This window comes from Suttonella sp. R2A3 (assembly GCF_021513215.1).
Classification (GTDB): domain Bacteria; phylum Pseudomonadota; class Gammaproteobacteria; order Cardiobacteriales; family Cardiobacteriaceae; genus JAHUUI01.
In genome coordinates, this window is record NZ_CP090975.1 from 1,171,900 (window position 1) to 1,193,527 (window position 21,628).

Genomic DNA, 21,628 nt, shown 5'->3' on the forward strand with positions numbered 1-21,628 from the left:
GCACAATACAGCGCTCAGACGGCAAATTATCCGCAAAATAATGGCGGTTTATGGCCAAAAAAACCTTAGCATGGGTTAACAAAAACACCCTCTGTTTTTAGCTATTGGTCATGCTTGGATTTTGAGATCAGCGAGAGAAAATACAACACTTTTGCGATACGCTGCCCGTCGCGCCCTAACTTGGCAATCAATCGCCAACGCTGCCATTTTGCGAGCGCCCGGCTTGCCTCGATAAAACACTGTTTGCGTTCGTCGCTGCCTTGGTTAAGCACCCCTTCAAAAGCATTCGCTGCAGATTCAACATCATCGATCATAAAAACAGTCGAATGCAAATAAAACAACAAATCCCGCACCTGGCATTGCGCTAAGCTAAGCTTCGTGCGCGGATCCTCTTCAAAATCAATAAATCCCCACCGCTCATGATCAAGTACTAAAATATTGCGTGAAAAGGCCTGACTGAGATAACTATCTTTTTGATGCACGCTATTAATACCCACCAAGCCACTTTGCCAAAGCGCAAGTAAATCTTGCTGCCGTGCCTGTGCTTCATGCAGCTGATGATCAAGCGTATCGGCTTGCCCTAAATCACTCATCATTAAGCCATCAGAACGTTGTGCCAACAACCTTGGGGCATTGACACCGGCTTGTTCCAGATCACGCAGACGATTGGCTTCATCGCTAATCGCTTCCTTGGGATTACAAAATACCCCACGCAAAGACGGTACTTTAAACAGATACAGCGCAATCAGCGTTTGTAGGGTATAAAGGATACGCAAATTACCTCGGTTGATACAACGCACCCATACCTTCCGACCATCGGGGAGTTTATGCGGGACAATCGATGCAGTTTGCGTACTTAACATCGATTTCAGTAAGGCCGAATAATCAAGACTCATCGTTAGCGCTAAGTTGAGATTGGTGCAGTTCGGCGTAGCGGCCTTTCTTAGCGAGCAACTCGAGGTGTTTGCCTTGTTCAACAATCTGCCCTGCATCCATCACCACAATATGGTCGGCTTTTTCAACCGTTGAGAGACGATGCGCCACAACGATTGTTGTCCGCGCACTCATCAACTGCTCTAGCGCTTCTTGCACTAAACGCTCGGACTCATTATCGAGCGCACTCGTTGCTTCATCAAGCAATAAAATCGGTGCGTTTTTTAATACCGCGCGCGCAATCGCTAAACGCTGACGCTGACCACCAGATAGCTTAAGGCCGTTCTCGCCAATCTCGGTATCAAGGCCGGCTGGCAATCTTTGAATAAAATCCCACGCGTTCGCCGCTTTCGCCGCCGCAATAATCGCTGCTTCGTCGTGCTCACCGAGTACGCCATAAGCGATATTATTGGCCACCGTATCGTTAAATAACACCACATCCTGGCTAACCAACGCCATCTGCGCGCGCAAACTCTCCAACTGGTACTCACCAATATTACGACCAGCAATCCGTACTTCGCCATCAGTGGGCGTAAAAAAGCGTGGCAATAAATTGACCAAAGTCGTTTTGCCGCAGCCAGAGGCGCCAACCAAGGCCACAACACGACCTTGCGGAATACGCAGACTGAGGTGATCAATGCTGTTGCGCTCAGCATCAGGATAACGATGCACTACAGACTTGAACTCAATATCGCCAACGTTATTCGACAAGGTAAGCGTACCTTGATCGGCTTCTTCGCCCTCATCAAGCAGGGTGAAAACGCTTTCAGCCGCCGCCAGTCCACGCTGCAACGACTGCATGATGCCAGTAATGCGTTTGATTGGGTCAAACATCATCAGCATCGCGGTCAAAAAGGACATAAAATCCCCAGCGCTAAAACCTTCTGTGCGCGCCTGTCGTGCAGCAAAATAGATGACTAGAGCTAGCGCAATCGCAATTAACAGCTGGGTGATCGCCGAGCTCGCCGCATTTGCTGCAGTTTGCTTCACCAAATTATGGCGCACCCCTTTCGCCGCGTCACGAAAACGCAGACGCTCGCGCGCTTGCCCGCCATAAATCTTCACCACCCGTGTGCCATTAATCGTTTCACTGAGCACTTGGGTCATCAGCCCCATTTGTTGCTGGTTTAGGCGTGATAACTTACGCAACCGTCGGCTGACATAGAGCACACACAGTCCAACCACAGGTAAGGTAATAAAGGTGATTAAGGTGAGTCGCCAATCCAGATAAAGCAAAAGAATCAACAGCCCCAACACGCTCAGTCCGTCTTTAGCGAGCACTGTGATCGCGTTAAACCCGGCATCAGCAATTTGATTGGCATCATTAAGCACTCGCGACATCAAGCGCCCACTGCTGTGTTCACCATAATATCGCTCAGGGAGCAGCAGTAACTTGGCAAACATTTGCTCGCGCATTTGTTGCACTAAATGGCTCGATAAATAGCTGGTGCAGTATTCGTTGATGAAATTAAACGCGCCGCGCAGAACAAACAAACCAACAATTGCCAGCGGCAACCACACCATCTTATCGAGGTTTTTTTCAACGAATCCTTCGTTAATCAGCGGCTTCATTAAATACGCAAACGTTGGCGCTGTAGTTGCAACCACAATCATCGCGGCAATCGCTACGGCAAAAATCCGCCAATACCCTTTAAGGTAGACGCTTAAACGCTTATAAATATCCACAGCGTACTGCTCACGCACATGTTGCATGATTAAGCCACCCCAAGTCTTTTGATTAAAAACATTTTGTTAATTATACCCTTAATGGCAGTAAAGCTCTTATTATCAAATTAAGCACGAGAATTTTTTTCTAGGCCTAAGTTCTGAGCCAGATGATAATAATGCACTTTTAGTGCAAAAACCTTAGCATGAGCGCAACTTATACTCATCAGTATTTTTTGCGGCAAGTAGCGCGAAGAATAACGACACAGGAATCACATAGAGCATAAAGCCGCTATTATGTGCATTTAGTGAAACTTGTGTGAGCCCAAACCCCATATGCATAATCACAGTGGTAACACCGGCCATTTTAAGCGCCAGTATTCTTTGTTCGGCAGAATGATCATGTAAATGAGTATTTGTTGGCTTGCGTAGAAAAAAACCTAACGGATAAAGAAACAACGCCAGTAAAATCACTAGTCCAACAATTCCAGTAATGGCAAAACGGTCGATAAACTCATTATGTAAATGCCCAAGATTTACAATCGCCTCACCCGCCCTACCTTCCGCTACCCAAACTTTTTTATCCTCCAACATTTGTGCGCGATTGGCGCCAAAAATAGGATAGCTCATCCCTTCATGCAGACCAAAGCGCCACATCGACAGGCGAGCACCAATCGATCTATGGTCTTGTCCTTTTTCGGTATACAAAGATATTTGTTGGGTGACTTCGTTAATTCGCTTCAGCGTAGTCTCACCACCAATGGTAAAAAAAGTCGCCATTACAATCAGCAAAAAACCAACAAGGATCAAGCCATAGTTTTTAGCATTTTTAAAATAAAACAAAGCAAGCACTATCAACACAACAAACCATATCATCAGCGCCAGCCAGCTCCCTCGGCTTTCCGATAAAATAGAAGCCACCAACGCCAATAACGCACCTAAAATGAGCATTGTAAAAAGCAGATGGTGTTTTTTATACGTCGCAACCAAACCACACAAACATAAAGTGGCTAGCAATGCAGCAGAATCACCGAACTGAATGGGATTAAGATATTTAGCCGCGCGCCAAACCGGAGGAATATTAAAATAGGTGTAATAAATCGCACTCACCCCTGCACCGATCGCACCAATCGCAACCCCCCACCAAATCCAGCGAGCTCGCGGTGGATACACCGTAAAATACACAAACAACAACATACAGGCAAGATAACGCGCCGGTCGATTATAATCTCCTGCATCGGCCCCAGCACGAATAGCATCAGAAAACCCCACCAATGCACTTAAAAGCAAAACCAACAAAAACCAATAATGTGCGCGCTGCAAACGTATATTTTTCGCCCACCAAGGCAGCGAAAACAGCGCAAACAGGATCAGTAACGCAGGGCCATAACTGTAGCCACTTTTTATGCTTAACGATAGCGCGAAAAATAAAAAAATACTGGCACTATTGATAAAGAAAAAAACCGTATCTTTTTTACTGGCAGGATAAACGCCCATTACTTTGCCCCCGACTCATTTTTATGCTGAAGCAGCACATATTTATTAAAAGGATACCCAGCTGTACCCACAGATAAAAATAACCCATAAGTACCACTAAGAATTGCACCACACAGTGCAAATAAACCAAAAATCGCCAGCAGTAGCTGCGCTATCTTATCGAGGTTTTTTCAACAAATCCCTCGTTAGTCAGCAACTTCCTTAAATAAGCAAACGTTGGCGCTGTGGTTGCAACCACAATCATCGCGACAATCGCTACGGCAAAAATCCGCCAATACCCTTTAAGGTAGACGCTTAAACGCTTATAAATATCCACAGCATCCTGCTCACGCACATGTTACACGGTTAAACCATCCTGAGTTTTTATTCAAAAACATCATGTTAATTATATTGTTACCGGCAACAACCCAGTTTTGTTATTGGGCTTAGCACGGGAAAATGGTGGTTCATTATTCAGCTTTTCACCAGCAATCACTTTTTCATAGCATTGCTGATAACCGTCTGTCATCGTTAAGTGATTAAAATATTTTTTTGCATGCTCATGACAGGCGCGACGATCAAATTGATCAACCGCTCTTACCGCCTCAGCCAATTCATCGTATTGACAAGATAGCCGCCCAATGCGTTCATTAGAAACAATTTCTGGTAGTGCACCATAAGGTGTTGCTATAACTGGGCAACCCAAATAAAGGCTTTCAATGATCGCCAGACCAAACGGTTCATGCCAACGTACTGGAAAAAGTAGCGCTTGTGACTGCCGAATTAAGCGGTTCTTTTCCTCACCACCCACCATATTATGAAAATGCAGTTTAGGTGAAAAATAGAGATAAGGATTGCGCTTGATGTTATACCGCTTTCCCCCAAGACATGCAACGATTTGTTAGCTGCTTTCGCGATCCGCACACCCCCTTGGAGGTTTTTTACCCGCCACGAGGCTTTAGCCAAAAAATGTACATAATCATCGGGGCGATCTATATTGGGTTCACCATACATCGACCACTGCAAACCATTATGAACATAGCACTGTCCATGATAAAGGTCCGCATGCTTGCGTGATAAAAATACACTATTTTGTGGATAGGTTTTATCTTCGTTGCAATTACCATGCTCGGTACAAATAAAAGGCGTGCGCAATGCGCCATCAAACGGAAAATGGAAATGGATGACATCAGCCCATCCTTCAACTTGTTGTGCTATAGATTTATTGTCATCCCACGCAATACTTCTCGAATCGTTTTGATTTTTATTTTTTGTGAGAAAACGAACGCTATGCCCACGTTCGCGCTGGCCTTCAATCAATGACCAAAGAACTCTTTCTGTACCCCCGTAACCTTGTGGTGGTACAGGCAATTTAGTCGGAAGAACATGTAATATTTTCATATAGCCTCATCACCCCTCAAAACATAAAGACAAGGCATCTATAATAATCAACATTTATCGAGTGACCTGTATACTGCAAAAAAAACACACAACGGCAAAATATAGAGCACCATACCTAGCTTATAAACGTTAAGCGTCACCTCGGTTAAACTAAAGCCTATATACATTGAAATATGCGATACCGCGGTTAGTTTTACAGCGAACTGCTTGGCATTTTGTGGGCGTTGATAAAAATAAAACCCTAATGGAATTAAAAACAATAGCAGCAGCGCACCCAATCCAAAAATCCCTTTTTTCGCAAAGGCATCTAAAAATTCATTATGCAGATGACCAAACTTGATAATTCTTCTGCTTGCGTTGCGTTCATTTACCCACTGCTCTTTATCAATCATCATTTGCTCAGAACCCGCACCAATAAGCGGATGTTGCAAACCCTCTTCCCAAGCAAACTCCCACATATCAAGTCGATTACCAATAGAAGTATTTTTACCGCCTCCCTCTACAATAAGAGATAGTTCAGTTTGTGTTTCTTGCCAACGTTGATAAATAACCGGTTTAAGCAGCATATAAGCCACTGCCATCAGTATGAATATAATCACGCCAGCCAGTAAAATATTTTTTTTAGGGATCACACGATAATATTGCCAATACATAAGCAAAATAACTGGCAAAGTGATCATTAATGCCAGCACACTCCCCCTGGTTTGTGATAATAAAGCTGCATAAAATGCCCCTATACAACCAATACTGAGAAGCAACAGCAAAAGATAATTTTTTTCTTATATCGCATCAATAAGCCACATAGGCATAATACTGCCAGTAGCATAGATAAATTGCCAAACTGGATAGGATTAAGGTAACGTGAGGCACGCCCATTAGGAATTAAATCTGGAGCAAAATAAATATAATATTGGGTGGTAACCCCCACAGCGACTGATCCCAGTGCAACACCCCAAAAAAGTAATTCTATCTTCGGTGGATAAACGCACAAGAAACGCAATATCAATAGAAAGAAAAGATAAATAACTGGAAAAGTATACCCAGATGACATACCTGAACGCCAAGCATCAAAACCATTAACCACAGCCATCATTAAGAAAGCTATTGATAGCCATGTGATGATTGATTCTTTTGGGCGTTCTGACCACCACCTCCGACATAAAAATATAGTCATCAATAAGAGGAATCCAACGGGGTAATTATAAGCACTCTTAGCAACGCCTATCACTAAAAAATAGCATAGGAGACAAATGCTCACAGCAGAAACGATATATTCATTCTTCAAGATCATATTTCGTTGCTTTATAACCCAATATAATATATTTATTAAAATGATACCCTGCTGCACTCACAGATAAAAACAACCCATAAGCACCACCAAGAATCGCCCCACGAAAGATATATTCGCGTAACCATGCGTGAAACGTTGTTAACGCAAGCACAACCGAAGATTTACTTTTCTTACCTAGTGACGATTTCTCTTTGCCCCAGACGGTACTGTAGCGAATATTCTTATCCAGAAAATGATAGAGGTTGTCATTGGTAAAATGCTGCAAAGCGCCTGGCAACACCTTGACGTTTACACCTTGAGCACCGACAGATTCATGCACATCATAATCATGATAGGTAAATTGCTCACGCGCGTAAAGGCGTACGATTCGGTCATAGTACCAAGCATTACCATGCACAGCTTTTCCGCAAAATATATTTTGTCGCTTAACCGCAAAAACGGCGTCATTAACAACTGGTCGCTTAAGTAAATCTTTTATCGCTTGAATTAATTGAGCATCCAGTTGCTCATCAGCATCAAGGGCCAAGATATAATCGCCTTGTGCATGGTTTTGCGCGATTTGCCGCTGACGACCAAAGCCTTGCCAATCCTTATTCACAAACCATTTAGCGCCAAAATGCTCAGCAATTTTTTGCGTCTGATCCGTGCTACCTGAATCGAGAATGACGATCTCATCAGCCAAATCACCCAAGCTGTACAAACACGCTGGCAAGTGCTTTTGTTCGTTCTTAACAATCATCACCACGCTCAGCGTTGCTGGCCGATCTTGTGTGTTCATCCCCGCGGGTTCAGGAAATTTATGGTGGTTTATAGCGTGCGGTTGGTAATCTTCGCGATAACTGTCTGAACGATGATTAAGGTCATACAGTAAAGCATATTTATTAAAGGTGTATTGGGCAAAAATACCGGCATAAATAAACCCATAGCGACCTTGCAAAAAACGCCCGTTGATAACATATTGCCGCAACCAAGACCATAGCGAGCGCAGCAGCACACCAAGGCCGCTCACCCGTTTACCACGGCCATGGCGCTCTTTCGCCCAGGTTAGAGCATAAGCCAATCGTTTGCGCAAAAGAAACTCAGGATCTGGCGCCGTATGGTGCTCAAGAAACCCTTCTAGCACCTCAGTTTGCGCACTTCCCACATCAAGTGATTCATGCACGTGATCGAGGTTAAACTGGAAAGCCGCAGGATAGAGTCGCCAATAAGGCTTAACACGCCAGCGCGGATGATCGATGCGATGACCAAAAATATAGTCTAAGCGCTTCAATCCATAAACTGTTTGCGCAGGTTGTTGATTAATTGTTTGGCTAATCACTTGCGCGAGCGCTTTATCGACCACTTCATCAGCGTCCAAAGCCAAGATCCAGCGCCCTTTTGCGTAAGCTTGCGCACGTTGGCGCTGTACACCAAAGCCCTGCCAATCGCTATTGACATACCATTTAGCCCCAAAAGACTCAGCAACCGCTTGGCTGTCATCACTACTGCCGGAGTCCAATATGATGATTTCATCGGCCAAATCTTTGATCGATGGCAAACTCAGACGCAGGTTATCCGCTTCGTTTTTGACAATCATCACGACACTAAGACGACACATCGTTGCGCTCACCAGTACTCTTTAAGCCATGGTGCCGGCAGGATATGGCGATACCATTTACCACCGCCGCCAGTGATTGCATCGTGCGGATTCACTTCACCATGAAAAATCAAAATATCACAGTCTGGCTTTTTCGGCATTAACCAAAGTGATAAAGGTAATGGCCGTAAAGCATGGTATTTATAGCTTTTACACCACGTGCTTGGCCAATAATGGAGCTCGTTGTGCTGATGGACATACCACGATAAATACGCCTGTTCGTTGCGAAACTGTTGACGGATTTCTGCAAAACGCGCACGAAAATCCTCGAGTAACTCTGGATAAGCGCCAAGTTCAAAGCGATAAACCGAACTGTTACCCACTTTGCGCCAAGGACGCTTCCAATCGCGAATAATAAATACGCCTTGCTGTGCGGGTTGATGGGTGAAAAAATGATCGATGTTATCCATGATCACCACATCAAGATCAAGAAACAGTGCAGTGCCCTGTAATCCGTGTAAATCAGGGGTAAAAGTAGTCAATTTCAACCAGCCACGCTCAGGCAAGCCATCGGGCAAATTAAGCGAAGGAATTGGCAGACAACGCACCGCCGGATCAATACCTTCGTCATTATCTGTTAAGCACACCATGGTAAAAGGCAGCGAGAGATGGCGTTTGACCATACGATACAAACGGTTGACGTATTCAGCGGGATATTTATCTCCCCATTTCATACAAAGAATATAACGTTGCGACATGTGAATAATGGTTAACTCAATGCCCCATTATATAGTGCAAAGCAGTGTGATGCCATGGAGGGAGGTGAGCGAGAAAACCCCGCTCGCCACTATTTAAAATACATGTTCTTGCCGTCTGCTCGATGTGAGCCAACCGACAATGGTGTAATAGATAATAGCCGTACCAATAAATCCCAACGCGAACACTAACGCAATGATGATCCAATCAATAGGCCCGCCAGCATCGGTATAGCCGGATGATGAGACCGTAGCCATAATCACTAAAGCCAGTATACCGCCGGGGATACCCAGTAATTGCGCCCACATCAAGCGTCGTGAATGGATACGTCGCTCTTTAATGAGTAATACAAGAAATAACACGGTAATGAGCACAATAGCGACAAGCATTGGCCAAAACCAAGCACCGAACATTTCCTGAAACACGGCCAAAAGAGAGGCAAAATCAAGACTTTTCATCATCCACTCCTTATGCGCTGCCGCGCAACATACTAATATAGGTCGGCTTTAAGGCAACCGTTTTAATAACCCAGGTAGCCCAAAGCTCTTCAAGTGGTGCGATAACGCCAGGGAAAGACGGAACAAGGTTGTTGCGATAGTCAAATTCAATCAGCATCGCCCGCCCCAAACGGGTAATCAATGGACAAGAGGTGTAGCCGTTATAAACCATCTCACTTTCTTTACCGGCAATCTCTGCCACCAAATGATCGACCACCACCGGCGTTTGCCATTTCACACTCGCAGCCGTTTTACCTTTAGGCACCCCAGCGATATCACCAATTGCAAACACATTTTGGTAACGCGCATGACGCAGATTGTCTTTACTCACTTCCAACCAGCCATCACTCGCCCATTTTCCATCTTGCCAAGGCAGTGGACTGTTACGGATAGCTTCTGGCGCACGCATAGGGGGAACAACATTAATGAAATCATACGGCAACTCAACCGAGCCCTCTTCTACGCTGGTAAAAGTAGCGATGCGCTTACCGGGATCAATCGCGCTAAGCACACGGTTATAATGGGTCTCGATGCCACGATTCTCAAATAACATCCGTAGCTTTTCATGAACAATCGGCACAGAAAATAGGTTGCCACTGTGTGCGTTGTACGTTAGTTTCGCTTTACTGCGATTATCACGTCGACGCAGATGATCATCAGTGATAAAGGTATATTTCAATGGCGCACCAGCACATTTCATCTCAGTCGCTGGACGTAAAAACACCCCATCGCCACCGCTATCGGCAAAACGGTCAAGCAACTGCCACGTTGCCGCGGCCGCCTGCGGACTATGATAGATACTGCCCAGACCATCTTTCCCGATTAGCTGCTCATCCATCCCTTCAATGCCAGCGTAGTTAAGCATCAATCCGGTAGTCACCAACAAATAATCATAGCTGATTTTTTGTCCGGAAGCGGTGGTGATACTGTTGCTCTCAGGATCAAACTCGCTAACATATTCCTCAATCCAAGTCGCACTACGCGGAACATACTCTGCCGTCGTTGACACCGGATAGTCTGCCGATTTGATCCCACCAGCAACCAGCGTAAAGCCCGGTTGATAAAAATGTGCCTTACGCCCATCAACCAAAATAATCTCTGCACCATCTAAGCGATCGCTCAAACGCGAAGCGGCGGCCAACCCCGCCGCACCAGCGCCAGCAATGACAATTTTTGCTTTACTCTTGATTTTGGGTACAGCTTGCGCCGAGAGCGACGTTGCCAATAATGCGCCAGCACCTAAAGCACCACTCAAGCCAATAAACCCGCGACGATTCAAAGAACGTGCAAATTGCACACCATCTAGGTCACCTAGTAATCGTTTTTTCTGACCCATGTTCGCTCCTCTCATTAAATGTTATTCGCTGAAATGTATCGAGAAGTATTATGATATTTTTTTGATATGACATAAATTATAGCTTGACTATCAATGATTAGCCAGTTTTATTTTTCTGTATCTATCGGTTTTATTATGATAAAACAAAAACCACGTTGTTCTCACTTAATCCTAAAAAACACGCCACCGTTTCTTTTTCACCAGTCAAATGGTCAATCAACCCCAAATAACCAATACAGCACCAGCCACAATCAGCGCTAATCCCCAACGATCGGCATAACTCAGCGATTCACGAAACAAGCGCGCAGAAATAAGCAGGGTAAACCATACTTCTACTTGTCCTAAGGTTTTCACCAGCGCTACAGACTGCATACTCATGGCGCTAAACCAGCCTACTGAAGCACAAAAACCCGCGACACTGATCGCCAACACCGTTTTTTTATGTTGGCGCATCGTGCTAAGCGTTTGTGGTTGCCGCCAGCCAAGCCACAACAGTAATCCAAGTATTTGAATCCATAGCACACTGCACAACACCCATGCCGCACGCAGCAGATACGGTAGCGTTGGCAATTGCTGTGAAGCTTCGCGTACCAATAATGACGTGCACGCGAAACTCAAACCACACGCCAATCCAATGACCAGTGTACGTTTATCTGGTAGGCGCCGCGCACGAACACCACTGAGTAAAAATACAGCCAGCCCGCCGAGTGCTACGCCTAACCACGCACCAAAGCTGAACGATTCATGCAAAAAGATCACCGCCAATAATGCGGCAAGAATCGCTTCACTCTTTGCCAGTCCAACGCCTATCGCATAATTTTGTCGCTGAAATAATAGAACCATCAAAGCGGTAGCCACTATTTGACTGAGTGCTGCCAAAACGACCATGACTATAAAAGTGTGTGAGATCTGCGGCAAACCCAAGCTGTAATAGCATTGCATCGCGAATAGATAAAGTGCGGCCAAAGGTGCAGCAAACAAAAACCGCGCTAAGGTCACACCCAGCGCATCAACACTGTGACTTAGCGTTTTTTGCCAGGCATTACGCCACGCCTGAGCAAATGCAGCACAAAAGGTAAGGACAATCCAGCTCACGCGCCAGCGCCACCTTCAGCAATTTCCAGTTTTTCCGGGACAGCATAACGACCCCGTACACGCAAATGAAGATAACTTTCTTCTGCATGTTCACGAAACCGCTGTTCTATTTCTGGTGCAAGTAGTTCATTAGCGTAGAATTTATCAAAAGTCAGATTAATCTGTCCCTTATCATCTTCAACACAGCTGATTAATTTGACCTGAATAGCATCACCTTGTGCCGGTTTTTCTTTATAAAGCCCGCCAATTTGCGCCACATTGTGCTCATCGCGAACCAAGCTAGCCCAACGCATCCGCTCACTTGACCATCCGAAACATGAAGCCGAATCAAGCGGATGTGCGGTATTTTCCAGAGCGAAGTGCAATCTGACATAACGCCCGCGAAACGCGTCATACGGATCAACCGGCACAGTTTGGAAGCGATACACGTTGCCGTTTTCAAGGGTACGTTCTGACTGGATGATACGATTGGCCAAATAGAGCGTTTGCGCGAAAAACACAAGTAACAGTACGCCGTAAAGTATACGCTTCATACCTTCCTCCGACGCAGCAGCCAAACATTAATCAGCAACAATAAAACCCCAGCAACAATCAAGCCGAGCCCACGCGCGAGCAGCATCCAACCGCTATCAAAGAATATATTTAAGAGCAGTACTAACAGTAAAAATAAACCGGTATTAGTTTTCAGTAAGCGCTCTTCTTGAAGTCCGCTATAGGTTAACAGTAGCCCACTAAAGAGCACCCAAGCCTGAGCGAGTACAAAATACACCCATTCAGGTGCACCAAAATCAACGATTAACGGCAAGACGATAACCAAACAGGGGGTGAGCAACATCACCCAGGTGGTTGGCTTTTTTAATGCCGACGGCTGCTTGCGCCACAGCCATAAAACCACCGACACTAAAACCACAGATTCATAACCGACAGGGAATGCTTGATACTTAAAAACCTCAAACAGCATAATCCATAGCAGCAACACCACAATACCCACACTCGCAATACTACGCAGTGGATTACGCCAACCCCGAATATCGTTGGTAGCACCCAGCCCGTAATAAGCTAAAAAAATCAACGCGAGGAACTTAACATTAGTGTCGACATGCAGAATGAGCAAAGTGTAAATAACTGCCAGTAATACCGCCCAACGCTCGACCAAACCAGCAAAGCGAAACGCATAAATGAGACCAACAATCAGCCCAACTAAAATGATTTCGCCACTAGGCGACGGCGCTTTCCATACATTCGCCCAAAGACTGTCGTCTTGCACCGCATAAAGCCATGGTGCGCTTTCCCCAATCGCGCACAGCAACACCATCGATGCAACAAACAATGCGCGTGAGCGTAACAACAAGGCACTCGGGAACGCCATCAAAAACCACAGCAAAAAATATTGCCAAAGCGCACCATAAGCATGGTAAGTTTGCGCGATAAGCGCAATCGCCGCCCCCTGCGCTGCAGCCAAAGCAATCGCGCAGGCCTCCCCCAACAAACTTTGTGAGCGCTCGCGCCAGGCAAGAAAGAAACATACCCCTTGCATGACTAACAAAGGCAATAGCGCAATCAATGCACGAGCAAGGCGTCCTAACTCCTGCCAGTTATGCGCCAATAGTAAAATAACCCCACCACCGATAAATAAAACCGCAAGCAACACCAGCACCCAAGCCATCCAAGGTTTGGCATCGTATCGAGAGTAAGAAGCTGTGATCGCCTGTGATTGATCCGTATTGATGAGCCCTTCTTGCTGCCAGAGGCGGCTTTCTTCGATGAGCCAATCATAGATTTTTGCGGTAAGCGGTTTTTGCTGCATTACTGTGCCTGAGTCTGGTAGTGAAGATCCTTGGCATAACGCCTTTACACTACCTAATCTATCACCAAATTAACGCTAGATGTATATTTAAACGAAGATATTTACTTAATACGCCAAAGCATCAGAAGCTTCACGACGTGCTTTTTCAGCAGCCACCAGCGCGTCACGTTGCACACTGATCCACGCTTCTGCTTGGGCGTTGATATCTTTTGGCGACAGTCCATGAGGATCAATCGCCTCACCAACCACTACCTGCACCACCCCGCTATGGGTTTGCCCACGAACCGGCCAAAATTGTCCGGCATTGTGCGCAATCGGTATCACTGGCACACCTAGCTCATGAGCAAGGCGACCTGCGCCCATTTTAAACGGCTGTGGCGCGTCAACAGCGCTACGTGTCCCTTCAGGATAAATCACTAATGAATAGCCGCTCGCTATGCGCTTAGCGCCCTCACACATCAACATCTTCATCGCCACGCGACCTTGTGTTCGATCAATCGCAATCGGGTTCATCAGCCGTATTGCCCAACCAACATAAGGCATGTCGGTGATCTCTTTTTTCAGCAACCACACCAGATCGCGCTTTAAGAGCGTTGTAAAAAATGTTTCCCAATTCGATTGATGATTGAGCAGCAAAATACACGGCTGATCAGGAATATGTTCGCGTCCAATTACCTGCCAATCAATCCCACAAATAATTTTTGCCAGCCAAATCACACCATCAGCCCAATACGAACCCACTTTATGTCGCCAACGAAACGGCAGCGGCGACATCAACAGGATCAGCGTCGCCCAGAACACCGCGTTGAGCCCAAAGGCAACGCCAAATAAGCGATGACGCCACATTATTGTGTGCCTCGGCGCGCTAACTCTTGCTGATAAAGCGCCTGCATGGTCTCATGCGACCACGCTTCAATACGATCACTCAACGCGACGATATCTTCGCCAACCGTGGGAATCGGTTCACCGATAATCACTTGCACTGTGCCCGGGTGCATACGCCCTTTTTTAGGCCAAAACTGCCCCGCGTTATGCACAATCGGTAAAATATGGGTACCTAAATTGACCGCCAAGCGCGTCGCGCCGTGTTTATAAGGCTTCGGCTCTCCGGCTTTGGCGCGTGTCCCTTCAGGGAACATCACCACCCAAAAACCCATACCAATGCGCTGCCGTCCTTGGTCAATCACTTGTTCCATCGCGGCTTTTTTCTTACTGCGATCAATGGCTATTGGGCGCAGGAGCGCCATACCCCAACCAAAAAACGGTACATACATCAGCTCTTTTTTCAGTACCCAAACCTGATCACGAATCATCGTCGGCGTGAACACTGTTTCCCAGGTTGACTGATGGTTGACCACCATCACCCCTGCTTCTTGCGGCACATGCTCGCGACCATGAATTTGCCAGCGGATGCCACAAATCCAGCGCGCCAGCCAGATCACAGTATCGCCCCAGCCAGTCGCCAGGCGATGCCGCCAACGAAACGGCAACACAATCATGAATATAATCAGCGTCGCCCAAAGCATAATCGACAACACAAAAGCGATTTTGAATAAGATTGTGCGTACACCCATCAACATAGTTTACCCCGGTAACAACGATAAATCGGCAACGCGATCAAAGCCATCCTGCAGCGCACCCAGCAAAGCGAGGCGATTTTCTCGCAACGCAGGATCATCAGCAACCACCATCACTTGATCGAAGAATGCGGCCAATGGCGCAGCTAATTCACCAAGCCGCTCAAGAGCTGCTTGATAATTTTCTTGATCAAGCGCCTGTGCTAAAGGGGGGTAATCTGCTGCCACTGGTCATAAAGCGCTTGTTCAGCAGGCTCTTGCAAGTACTCTACCTCAACATCACGCTTCGCCATATCCTGTTTTTTCAAAATATTGCGAATCCGTTTCGCGCTCGCCAATAAACTCGGCGCTGAAGCAGAATCGACAAACTGCGCAAGCGCTTTTACGCGCTGATTGATATCTTCTAAATCGTCCAATTCCAATGCACGCACAGCCTGGAATACCTCAACCGCAACACCTTGCTCGCGATAGTAGCCTTGTAAACGCTCAATGATGTACTCTCGTACCTCACTAACTTGCGCTTCGGCATTGAGCGCTGCAGGGAAGCTTGCCGCACTGTTTGCCAACCACGTATTAAGCGGCAAGGATAAATCCGCCTCAATAATCAAACGAATCACCCCAATCGCCATCCGGCGAAGTGCATAAGGATCGCGACTTCCGGTGGGTTTTGCACCAATCGCAAAACCGCCGATTAAGGTATCAAATTTTTCCGCCAGCGCTAAGGTTAACCCAACGCGCGTTTCTGGCAACGCGCCACCAGCCTGCAATGGGAAATACTGCTCTTCGAGCGCAGCGGCGACTTCCGCGTCTAGCCCATCGCGCTCAGCATAATAACGCCCCATCAAGCCCTGTAGCTCTGGGAACTCCATCACCATCTCGCTCAATAAATCGCATTTTGCCAGCACCGCCGCCATTTTCGCCTTGCCGGCATCCGCATCACACACAGGCGCCAACGCGGTTGCCATTTCAGCGACACGCGCTGATTTATCGGCCAACGAGCCGAGCTGTTCCTGATAAACCACCTTAGCCAACTGTTCTTGATGACTGGCGAGCGGTTTTTTCAAATCCTGTTCCCAGAAAAACGCTGCGTCAGCAAAGCGTGGACGGATCACTTTCTCGTTCCCTTCACGCACCACTTCCGGATCCAGCGATTCAATATTCGCCACCGCAATAAAATGCGGCTGCAATGCGCCATTCTGATCCACCACGGCGAATGTTTTCTGATTGTCCTGCATGGTGGTGATTAACACTTCCTGCGGGACTTCTAAAAATGACGGTTCGAAATGCCCGGTCACAGCCACTGGCCATTCCACCAACGACGCAACTTCTTCTAACAGCGCTTCCGGCATCACCGCTTCGCCATTTAATTGTGCTGCCGCAGCGCTCACTTGCTCACGAATCCGCTCGGTGCGCGCCTGCGCATCAACCATCACAAATGCCTTATTAAGCGTTGCTTCATAGCCCATCGCCTCACCAATAGCCACCGGTTCTGGATGATGCACGCGATGCCCTAAGCTATAGCGATCAGCGTCCACCCCGAAAAAGCTCATCGGCCATATGGCTTGATCAGCAAGCACCACCAAGCTTAGTACCGGGCGCACAAAGGATTGATCAAAATTGCCCCAGCGCATGCGCTTAGCAATCGGCAGTTTATTCATCACTTCGGCAAACATCTCAGGCAATAACGCCTGCAAATCCTGACCTTCTTCGCGCCCGTAATACATCAGCCATTGGCCTTTTGGTGTATCAACAATGCTTAAGTCTTCTGGCGCAACCCCACAAGAGCGCGCAAACCCTTCTGCGGCCTTAGTCCACTGTCCGTCAGCGTCTTTGGCCGCTTTCATTGCCGGCCCTTTACGCTCAATATCCTGATCCGGTTGCTTAAGCGCTACTTCACGCAAACGCCAAGCCAGGCGGCGTGGCGTCGCAAAAGATTCAACTTCCGCACACGGAATACCCGCTTCAGACAGCAGCTCTCTCCAGAGGTTTTGTCCGGCAGAGGCCAATTGATTGACCGCACGCGTCGGCAGCTCTTCCATACCGATTTCGATTAATAGATTGGTGGTCGTACTCATCGTGCGCCCTCCTGCTGATCACGGCATAACGGAAAGCCTAACGCTTCACGGCTGGCATAGAACGCCTCAGCGGCCGCTTTTGATATCGTGCGCACACGTAAAATATAGCGTTGACGCTCAGTGACCGAGATCGCGCGTCGCGCGTCGAGTAAATTAAACACATGCGAGGCTTTAAGCGCCTGTTCATAAGCGGGTAGTGGCAGTTGATCAGCAGCTAGGCGTAGCGCCATCGCTTCTGCAGCATCAAACTGCGCAAATAAAGCATCCACATCGGCATATTCAAAGTTATAGGTCGATTGTTCGCGCTCATTTTGCTGATAGACATCGCCGTAATAAACCGTACCTTGTGGGGTTTCGGTCCACACAAGATCGTACACACTCTCAACATTCTGTAAATACATCGCGATACGCTCTAAACCATAGGTCAGCTCGCCCATCACCGGTTTACATTCCAAACCGCCGGCCTGCTGGAAATAGGTAAATTGTGAGATCTCCATGCCATTGACCCAAACTTCCCAGCCAAGACCCCAAGCACCAAGGGTGGGCGATTCCCAGTTATCTTCAACAAAACGCATGTCGTGAACCGCCGGATCAATGCCAATTTCGCGCATCGACGCCAAATATAAATCCTGAAAACGCGGCGGCGAAGGCTTCATCACCACTTGAAACTGATAATAGCGCTGCAAGCGGTTCGGGTTTTCGCCATAGCGCCCATCGGTTGGACGTCTTGAAGGCTGTACATACGCTGCATTCCAAGGCTCTGGGCCGAGTGCACGCAAAAACGTTGCTGTATGGAATGTACCAGCGCCGACTTCCATATCCAGTGGTTGCATCACCACACAGCCTTGCTGCGACCAAAATCGCTGCAAGGTAAAAATCATATCCTGAAAATTCAGTACCTCTGCCATGTATCGGGTGCCTTATCTTATTCTTAAGCCAAAGGAGGGTATTGTATCGCTAAAGCGTTTATTACCAAAATAGCATTACAGCACAACGCAATATTGCTAAGATGACGTGCCTAAACAAAAACCCATTCGCCAATGAATAACCTCTACCGCAAAGTTCTCGCGTTTATTTTCTCGGCTATTTTCCACCTGATTTCGCTGCTAATGATCGGCCTCACCTTGCATTCTTTTATGCTCTCAGCGCTGAGTGATGATTCCGGTGAGCTTATCGGCCTGCTCATTAAAGCCATCAATTCATTGGTGATTGCGCTGGCGATGTATGAACTTGGTGTCGGTGTGGGTAAAGAATATGCTGGAAGCGATGAAGGCAATATTTATCAAAACATTCGCCGCACCGTCACACGATTTGTCGGCACCGTGTGTATTGCCTTGGTTCTGGAAGGCCTGATTATGATCATCAAATACAGCCAGCTCGATATGGCGGGCAATTTAATCTTCCCAGTCTCGATTATTATTGCCGCCTCGGTCTTATTACTCGCCTTGGGCGGTTTTTTAGCACTTAGTCGCCCGAGCAGCCAAGCTGGAGATAGTCAGCCGAGCGAGTAGCCCGAGTAAGTAACCCAAGTGGATAAACTAAGGCATAAAAAAAGCCGGAAGTAAAAAACTTCCGGCTGAATATCTTATTGGGACAGCCCCAAACTATTACATTTTTTGCTTGGTGTCTTCTGCAGTTTGAGAAATCTTTGAGCCTGCTTGTTCCATATCTTCGCCCACACCTTTAACGGTGTTGCAGCCGGCTAATGCAAAAACGCCGAACAATGCCATTAAGGCCACTAAATGACGCATAACTTTCTCCTCATCAAAATAACCAGTCTCTCGGCCGCTTTAAACACAACCGATACATTACTATGGCACAGTTTTTAATGATCGTTCAATCTTTTTTAACCGCTACTCAGGTGAAGAGAGTGATACCAATCACTGCTATTAAGCGTCAATACACGTGTTTGATATCGCTGTATTTACATATATTCGCGCAAAAGGATGCGCTATAATCTAGCCAAGCTTGCTTTCATCATCTCATCTAAGGAGTCACCATGCTTGCTGAATTTGGAATTGATGCCGATATGGGCTTTACGGTCTTTGTTATTGTTGCCATCGTGTTCGCGTTTTGGTTTGCTAAACGTGCGATACAGATCGTCAATCAGGGTATGGAATATACCGTGCTGCGCTTTGGTGAATACAACCGTACCTTAGGGCCAGGCTTTCACATCATCGTGCCGTTTTATGAGCGCGTTGGTCATCGCCTGAATATGAAAGAGCGAGTGCTCGATGTACCGCGCCAAGAAGTCATCACTTACGATAATGCGATTGTTAGCGTCGATGGCGTGGTGTTTTTTCAAATTATGGATGCGGCGAAAGCGGCTTATGCGGTTGATGAACTGGAATATTCCATCCTTAACCTCAGCATGACCAACCTGCGTACGGTGATGGGCTCAATGAGCCTGGATGACTTGTTATCAAAACGTGATGAAATCAACGTCCGTCTGCTTTCAACCATCGACACAGCAACCAACCCTTGGGGGTTAAAGTCACCCGTGTGGAAATCAGAGACATCACCCCACCGGTTGAGCTCGCCGATGCGATGGCGCGACAAATGAAGGCAGAGCGCTTAAAACGTGCGGAAATTCTTGAAGCAGAAGGTCGGCGTCAATCAGAAATTCTCGCCGCAGAAGGTAAAAAACAATCAGAGATTCTTGAAGCAGAAGGACGTAAAGCCTCAGCGTTTCTTGATGCTGAGGCGCGTGAGCGTTTAGCTGAAGCCGAAGCGCGCGCCACCTCGATGGTCTCACAAGCGATTGCTGATGGCGATATTAACGCGGTTAATTATTTTGTCGCGCAAAAGTATGTTGAGGCTTTGGGCAAATTTGCCACCAGCGAAAACCAAAAAACCTTCTTCTTACCGATGGAATCTAACGGTATCCTCGGTGCACTAGGTGGTGTGGCAGAATTGCTCAAACAATCGGCCGACAAAGGAACAAAGAAATGATTGCCTTGTTGATTGACCCCATTTATTGGAACTGGTTAATTCTCTGCGGCCTCTTTTTGCTGATGGAAATCTTTACGGTATCGTTCTTTTTCCTCATTTGGGCGACCACCGCGCTGATTATGGCGGCGATCACCTTTGCCTTCCCCGAAATGAGTTGGCAAATGCAGTTGTTATTGTTTTCTGTCTTGTCGTTAGTGGGTGTGGTGCTTTGGTGGTTTTTTGCCCGTCATTGGCGACGTAGCCCCAATAGCACCGCTGATAAACTCAATAACCGTGGACGCTATCTCATCGGCCGGCAATATGTGTTACAAACACCGATCCATCAAGGCTATGGACGCCTGCAAATCGATGATAGCTTATGGACAGTACAATGCGATGAAGAATTACCCGCCGGCACAAAGGTCGTCATTAAAGATATAGACAGCCTAACCCTCAAGGTAGCGCGTGTTGGCTAGACTGCTTGTACTGCTGGCGCTCTTGAGTGCTAACGTATTGGCTAACAGCTATCGTAATGAGACGATTGACGGCGTGCGTTATGGCGTATTTACCGCCGAGCCCGCTGATGTGTCGCTACATTGGCAAAACAGCAACGGTAAAGCGTATCGCTCGCTACGTGAGCTCTATCAAGCGCTTGACGAAGATGGGCGAAGCATCGATTTATTGATGAATGCAGCGATCTTTAGCGCTGATGAAACCCCTGCCGGCTTATGGATCGAAGAAGGCAAAACCCTATCACAGATCAACACAAACCGCGGCCAAGGCAATTTTCACATCCAGCCTAATGGCGTATTTTGGCTGGCTGATGATCAAGCACACATCAACACCCTCGCCGCTTATCAGCGTTTAAAGCCACAAGCCGAGTTTGCCGTACAAGCCGGACCAATGCTGCTCATAGATGGCGCAATTAATTCACGCTTTATCAAAGGATTATCCAGCCCTTATAAACGCAACGCTGTCTGCACAACACGCTCCGGCGATTTATATTTCATCATGACCGAGCGCTACGAGGATGAATGGCCAAGCTTTTACCGCCTTGCCGATGCGCTCAAGCAACTGGGCTGTTATCAGGCCTTATACCTCGATGGTGCGATCTCAGATTGGTACATTCCCGAGGTAAGTGGTCTATTTCATTGGCAAGATTTTGTCGGTATGATTGCCGTCAGTCATTCATCACCGTAGCCCGGGATTATT

General features: G+C 47.0%; 22 protein-coding genes and 2 pseudogenes. 4 read left to right on the top strand and 20 right to left on the bottom strand.

The features are described 5' to 3' along the window. Positions 1–101: 101 nt before the first annotated feature. From L0B52_RS05505 to glyQ, 19 genes and pseudogenes are all read right to left on the bottom strand, one after another. Complete coding sequence (locus L0B52_RS05505; protein WP_235063739.1) at positions 102–896, bottom strand: hypothetical protein; 795 nt, start codon at positions 894–896, stop codon at positions 102–104. Next, positions 886–2,646, bottom strand: coding sequence for a lipid A export permease/ATP-binding protein MsbA (gene msbA, locus L0B52_RS05510; RefSeq protein WP_235063740.1), 1,761 nt, complete (start codon positions 2,644–2,646; stop codon positions 886–888). Before msbA ends, L0B52_RS05505 begins: the two co-directional genes overlap by 11 nt. A 153-nt stretch (positions 2,647–2,799) precedes the next feature. Then, positions 2,800–4,095 (bottom strand): O-antigen ligase, encoded by a 1,296-nt coding sequence (locus tag L0B52_RS05515; protein ID WP_235063741.1) that lies wholly within the window; start codon positions 4,093–4,095, stop codon positions 2,800–2,802. Between the two features lie 151 nt (positions 4,096–4,246). Beyond that, complete coding sequence (locus L0B52_RS05520) at positions 4,247–4,411, bottom strand: hypothetical protein (protein WP_235063742.1); 165 nt, start codon at positions 4,409–4,411, stop codon at positions 4,247–4,249. 69 nt (positions 4,412–4,480) lie between these two features. Beyond that, a pseudogene (locus L0B52_RS09695) lies at positions 4,481–5,475 on the bottom strand (glycosyltransferase family 4 protein). 47 nt (positions 5,476–5,522) lie between these two features. Then, a complete protein-coding gene (locus tag L0B52_RS05535; RefSeq protein ID WP_235063745.1) occupies positions 5,523–6,167 on the bottom strand; it encodes an O-antigen ligase in 645 nt (214 codons plus the stop codon). 41 nt (positions 6,168–6,208) lie between these two features. Then, positions 6,209–6,766, bottom strand: coding sequence for a hypothetical protein (locus L0B52_RS05540; RefSeq protein WP_235063746.1), 558 nt, complete (start codon positions 6,764–6,766; stop codon positions 6,209–6,211). Next, positions 6,750–8,378: a glycosyltransferase family 2 protein gene (locus tag L0B52_RS05545; protein ID WP_409202325.1), complete on the bottom strand. Its 1,629-nt coding sequence runs from the start codon at positions 8,376–8,378 to the stop codon at positions 6,750–6,752. Before L0B52_RS05545 ends, L0B52_RS05540 begins: the two co-directional genes overlap by 17 nt. Next, complete coding sequence (locus L0B52_RS05550; protein ID WP_235063748.1) at positions 8,372–9,100, bottom strand: glycosyltransferase; 729 nt, start codon at positions 9,098–9,100, stop codon at positions 8,372–8,374. Before L0B52_RS05550 ends, L0B52_RS05545 begins: the two co-directional genes overlap by 7 nt. A 93-nt stretch (positions 9,101–9,193) precedes the next feature. Continuing rightward, the gene (locus L0B52_RS05555) at positions 9,194–9,559 is read right to left on the bottom strand and encodes a DUF5368 domain-containing protein (protein ID WP_235063749.1); all 366 of its coding nucleotides are present in this window, start codon (positions 9,557–9,559) and stop codon (positions 9,194–9,196) included. A gap of 7 nt (positions 9,560–9,566) precedes the next feature. After that, complete coding sequence (locus L0B52_RS05560) at positions 9,567–10,931, bottom strand: NAD(P)/FAD-dependent oxidoreductase (protein WP_235063750.1); 1,365 nt, start codon at positions 10,929–10,931, stop codon at positions 9,567–9,569. Between the two features lie 216 nt (positions 10,932–11,147). Beyond that, positions 11,148–12,026, bottom strand: coding sequence for a DMT family transporter (locus L0B52_RS05565; protein WP_235063751.1), 879 nt, complete (start codon positions 12,024–12,026; stop codon positions 11,148–11,150). Continuing rightward, entirely contained in the window at positions 12,023–12,559 is a 537-nt protein-coding gene (locus L0B52_RS05570; RefSeq protein WP_235063752.1) for a GDYXXLXY domain-containing protein, read from the bottom strand. The genes L0B52_RS05565 and L0B52_RS05570 overlap by 4 nt, the downstream gene beginning before the upstream one ends. Further along, positions 12,556–13,833, bottom strand: a complete 1,278-nt coding sequence (locus L0B52_RS05575; protein ID WP_235063753.1) for a DUF2157 domain-containing protein — start codon at positions 13,831–13,833, stop codon at positions 12,556–12,558. Before L0B52_RS05575 ends, L0B52_RS05570 begins: the two co-directional genes overlap by 4 nt. Before the next feature lie 105 nt (positions 13,834–13,938). Continuing rightward, positions 13,939–14,679, bottom strand: coding sequence for a 1-acyl-sn-glycerol-3-phosphate acyltransferase (locus L0B52_RS05580; protein ID WP_235063754.1), 741 nt, complete (start codon positions 14,677–14,679; stop codon positions 13,939–13,941). Continuing rightward, the gene (locus L0B52_RS05585) at positions 14,679–15,413 is read right to left on the bottom strand and encodes a 1-acyl-sn-glycerol-3-phosphate acyltransferase (RefSeq protein ID WP_235063755.1); all 735 of its coding nucleotides are present in this window, start codon (positions 15,411–15,413) and stop codon (positions 14,679–14,681) included. Before L0B52_RS05585 ends, L0B52_RS05580 begins: the two co-directional genes overlap by 1 nt. A 3-nt stretch (positions 15,414–15,416) precedes the next feature. Continuing rightward, positions 15,417–15,638, bottom strand: coding sequence for a DALR anticodon-binding domain-containing protein (locus L0B52_RS05590; RefSeq protein ID WP_235063756.1), 222 nt, complete (start codon positions 15,636–15,638; stop codon positions 15,417–15,419). Next, entirely contained in the window at positions 15,614–17,485 is a 1,872-nt protein-coding gene (glyS, locus tag L0B52_RS05595; RefSeq protein WP_235063757.1) for a glycine--tRNA ligase subunit beta, read from the bottom strand. The genes L0B52_RS05590 and glyS overlap by 25 nt, the downstream gene beginning before the upstream one ends. Beyond that, the gene (glyQ, locus tag L0B52_RS05600; RefSeq protein ID WP_235063758.1) at positions 17,482–18,393 is read right to left on the bottom strand and encodes a glycine--tRNA ligase subunit alpha; all 912 of its coding nucleotides are present in this window, start codon (positions 18,391–18,393) and stop codon (positions 17,482–17,484) included. Before glyQ ends, glyS begins: the two co-directional genes overlap by 4 nt. Before the next feature lie 132 nt (positions 18,394–18,525). On the opposite strand from glyQ, the gene L0B52_RS05605 reads away from it, so the two are divergent. Continuing rightward, entirely contained in the window at positions 18,526–18,996 is a 471-nt protein-coding gene (locus L0B52_RS05605) for a hypothetical protein (protein WP_235063759.1), read from the top strand. A 96-nt stretch (positions 18,997–19,092) separates the two neighbouring features. Here the strand turns inward: L0B52_RS05605 and L0B52_RS05610 are convergent, their stop codons facing one another. After that, positions 19,093–19,236 carry an entericidin A/B family lipoprotein gene (locus tag L0B52_RS05610; RefSeq protein WP_235063760.1) on the bottom strand — a complete coding sequence of 48 codons (144 nt, stop codon included), beginning with the start codon at positions 19,234–19,236 and terminating at the stop codon, positions 19,093–19,095. 278 nt (positions 19,237–19,514) lie between these two features. Between L0B52_RS05610 and L0B52_RS09700 the strand changes: the two are divergent. The 3 genes and pseudogenes from L0B52_RS09700 to L0B52_RS05630 all read left to right on the top strand — a co-directional run bounded on the left by L0B52_RS09700 (position 19,515) and on the right by L0B52_RS05630 (position 21,616). After that, positions 19,515–20,437 (top strand): annotated as a pseudogene (locus L0B52_RS09700) (SPFH domain-containing protein). Next, a complete protein-coding gene (locus tag L0B52_RS05625; RefSeq protein WP_235063761.1) occupies positions 20,434–20,892 on the top strand; it encodes an NfeD family protein in 459 nt (152 codons plus the stop codon). The pseudogene L0B52_RS09700 and the gene L0B52_RS05625 overlap by 4 nt, the downstream one beginning before the upstream one ends. After that, complete coding sequence (locus tag L0B52_RS05630) at positions 20,885–21,616, top strand: phosphodiester glycosidase family protein (protein WP_235063762.1); 732 nt, start codon at positions 20,885–20,887, stop codon at positions 21,614–21,616. Before L0B52_RS05625 ends, L0B52_RS05630 begins: the two co-directional genes overlap by 8 nt. Positions 21,617–21,628 lie beyond the last annotated feature (12 nt).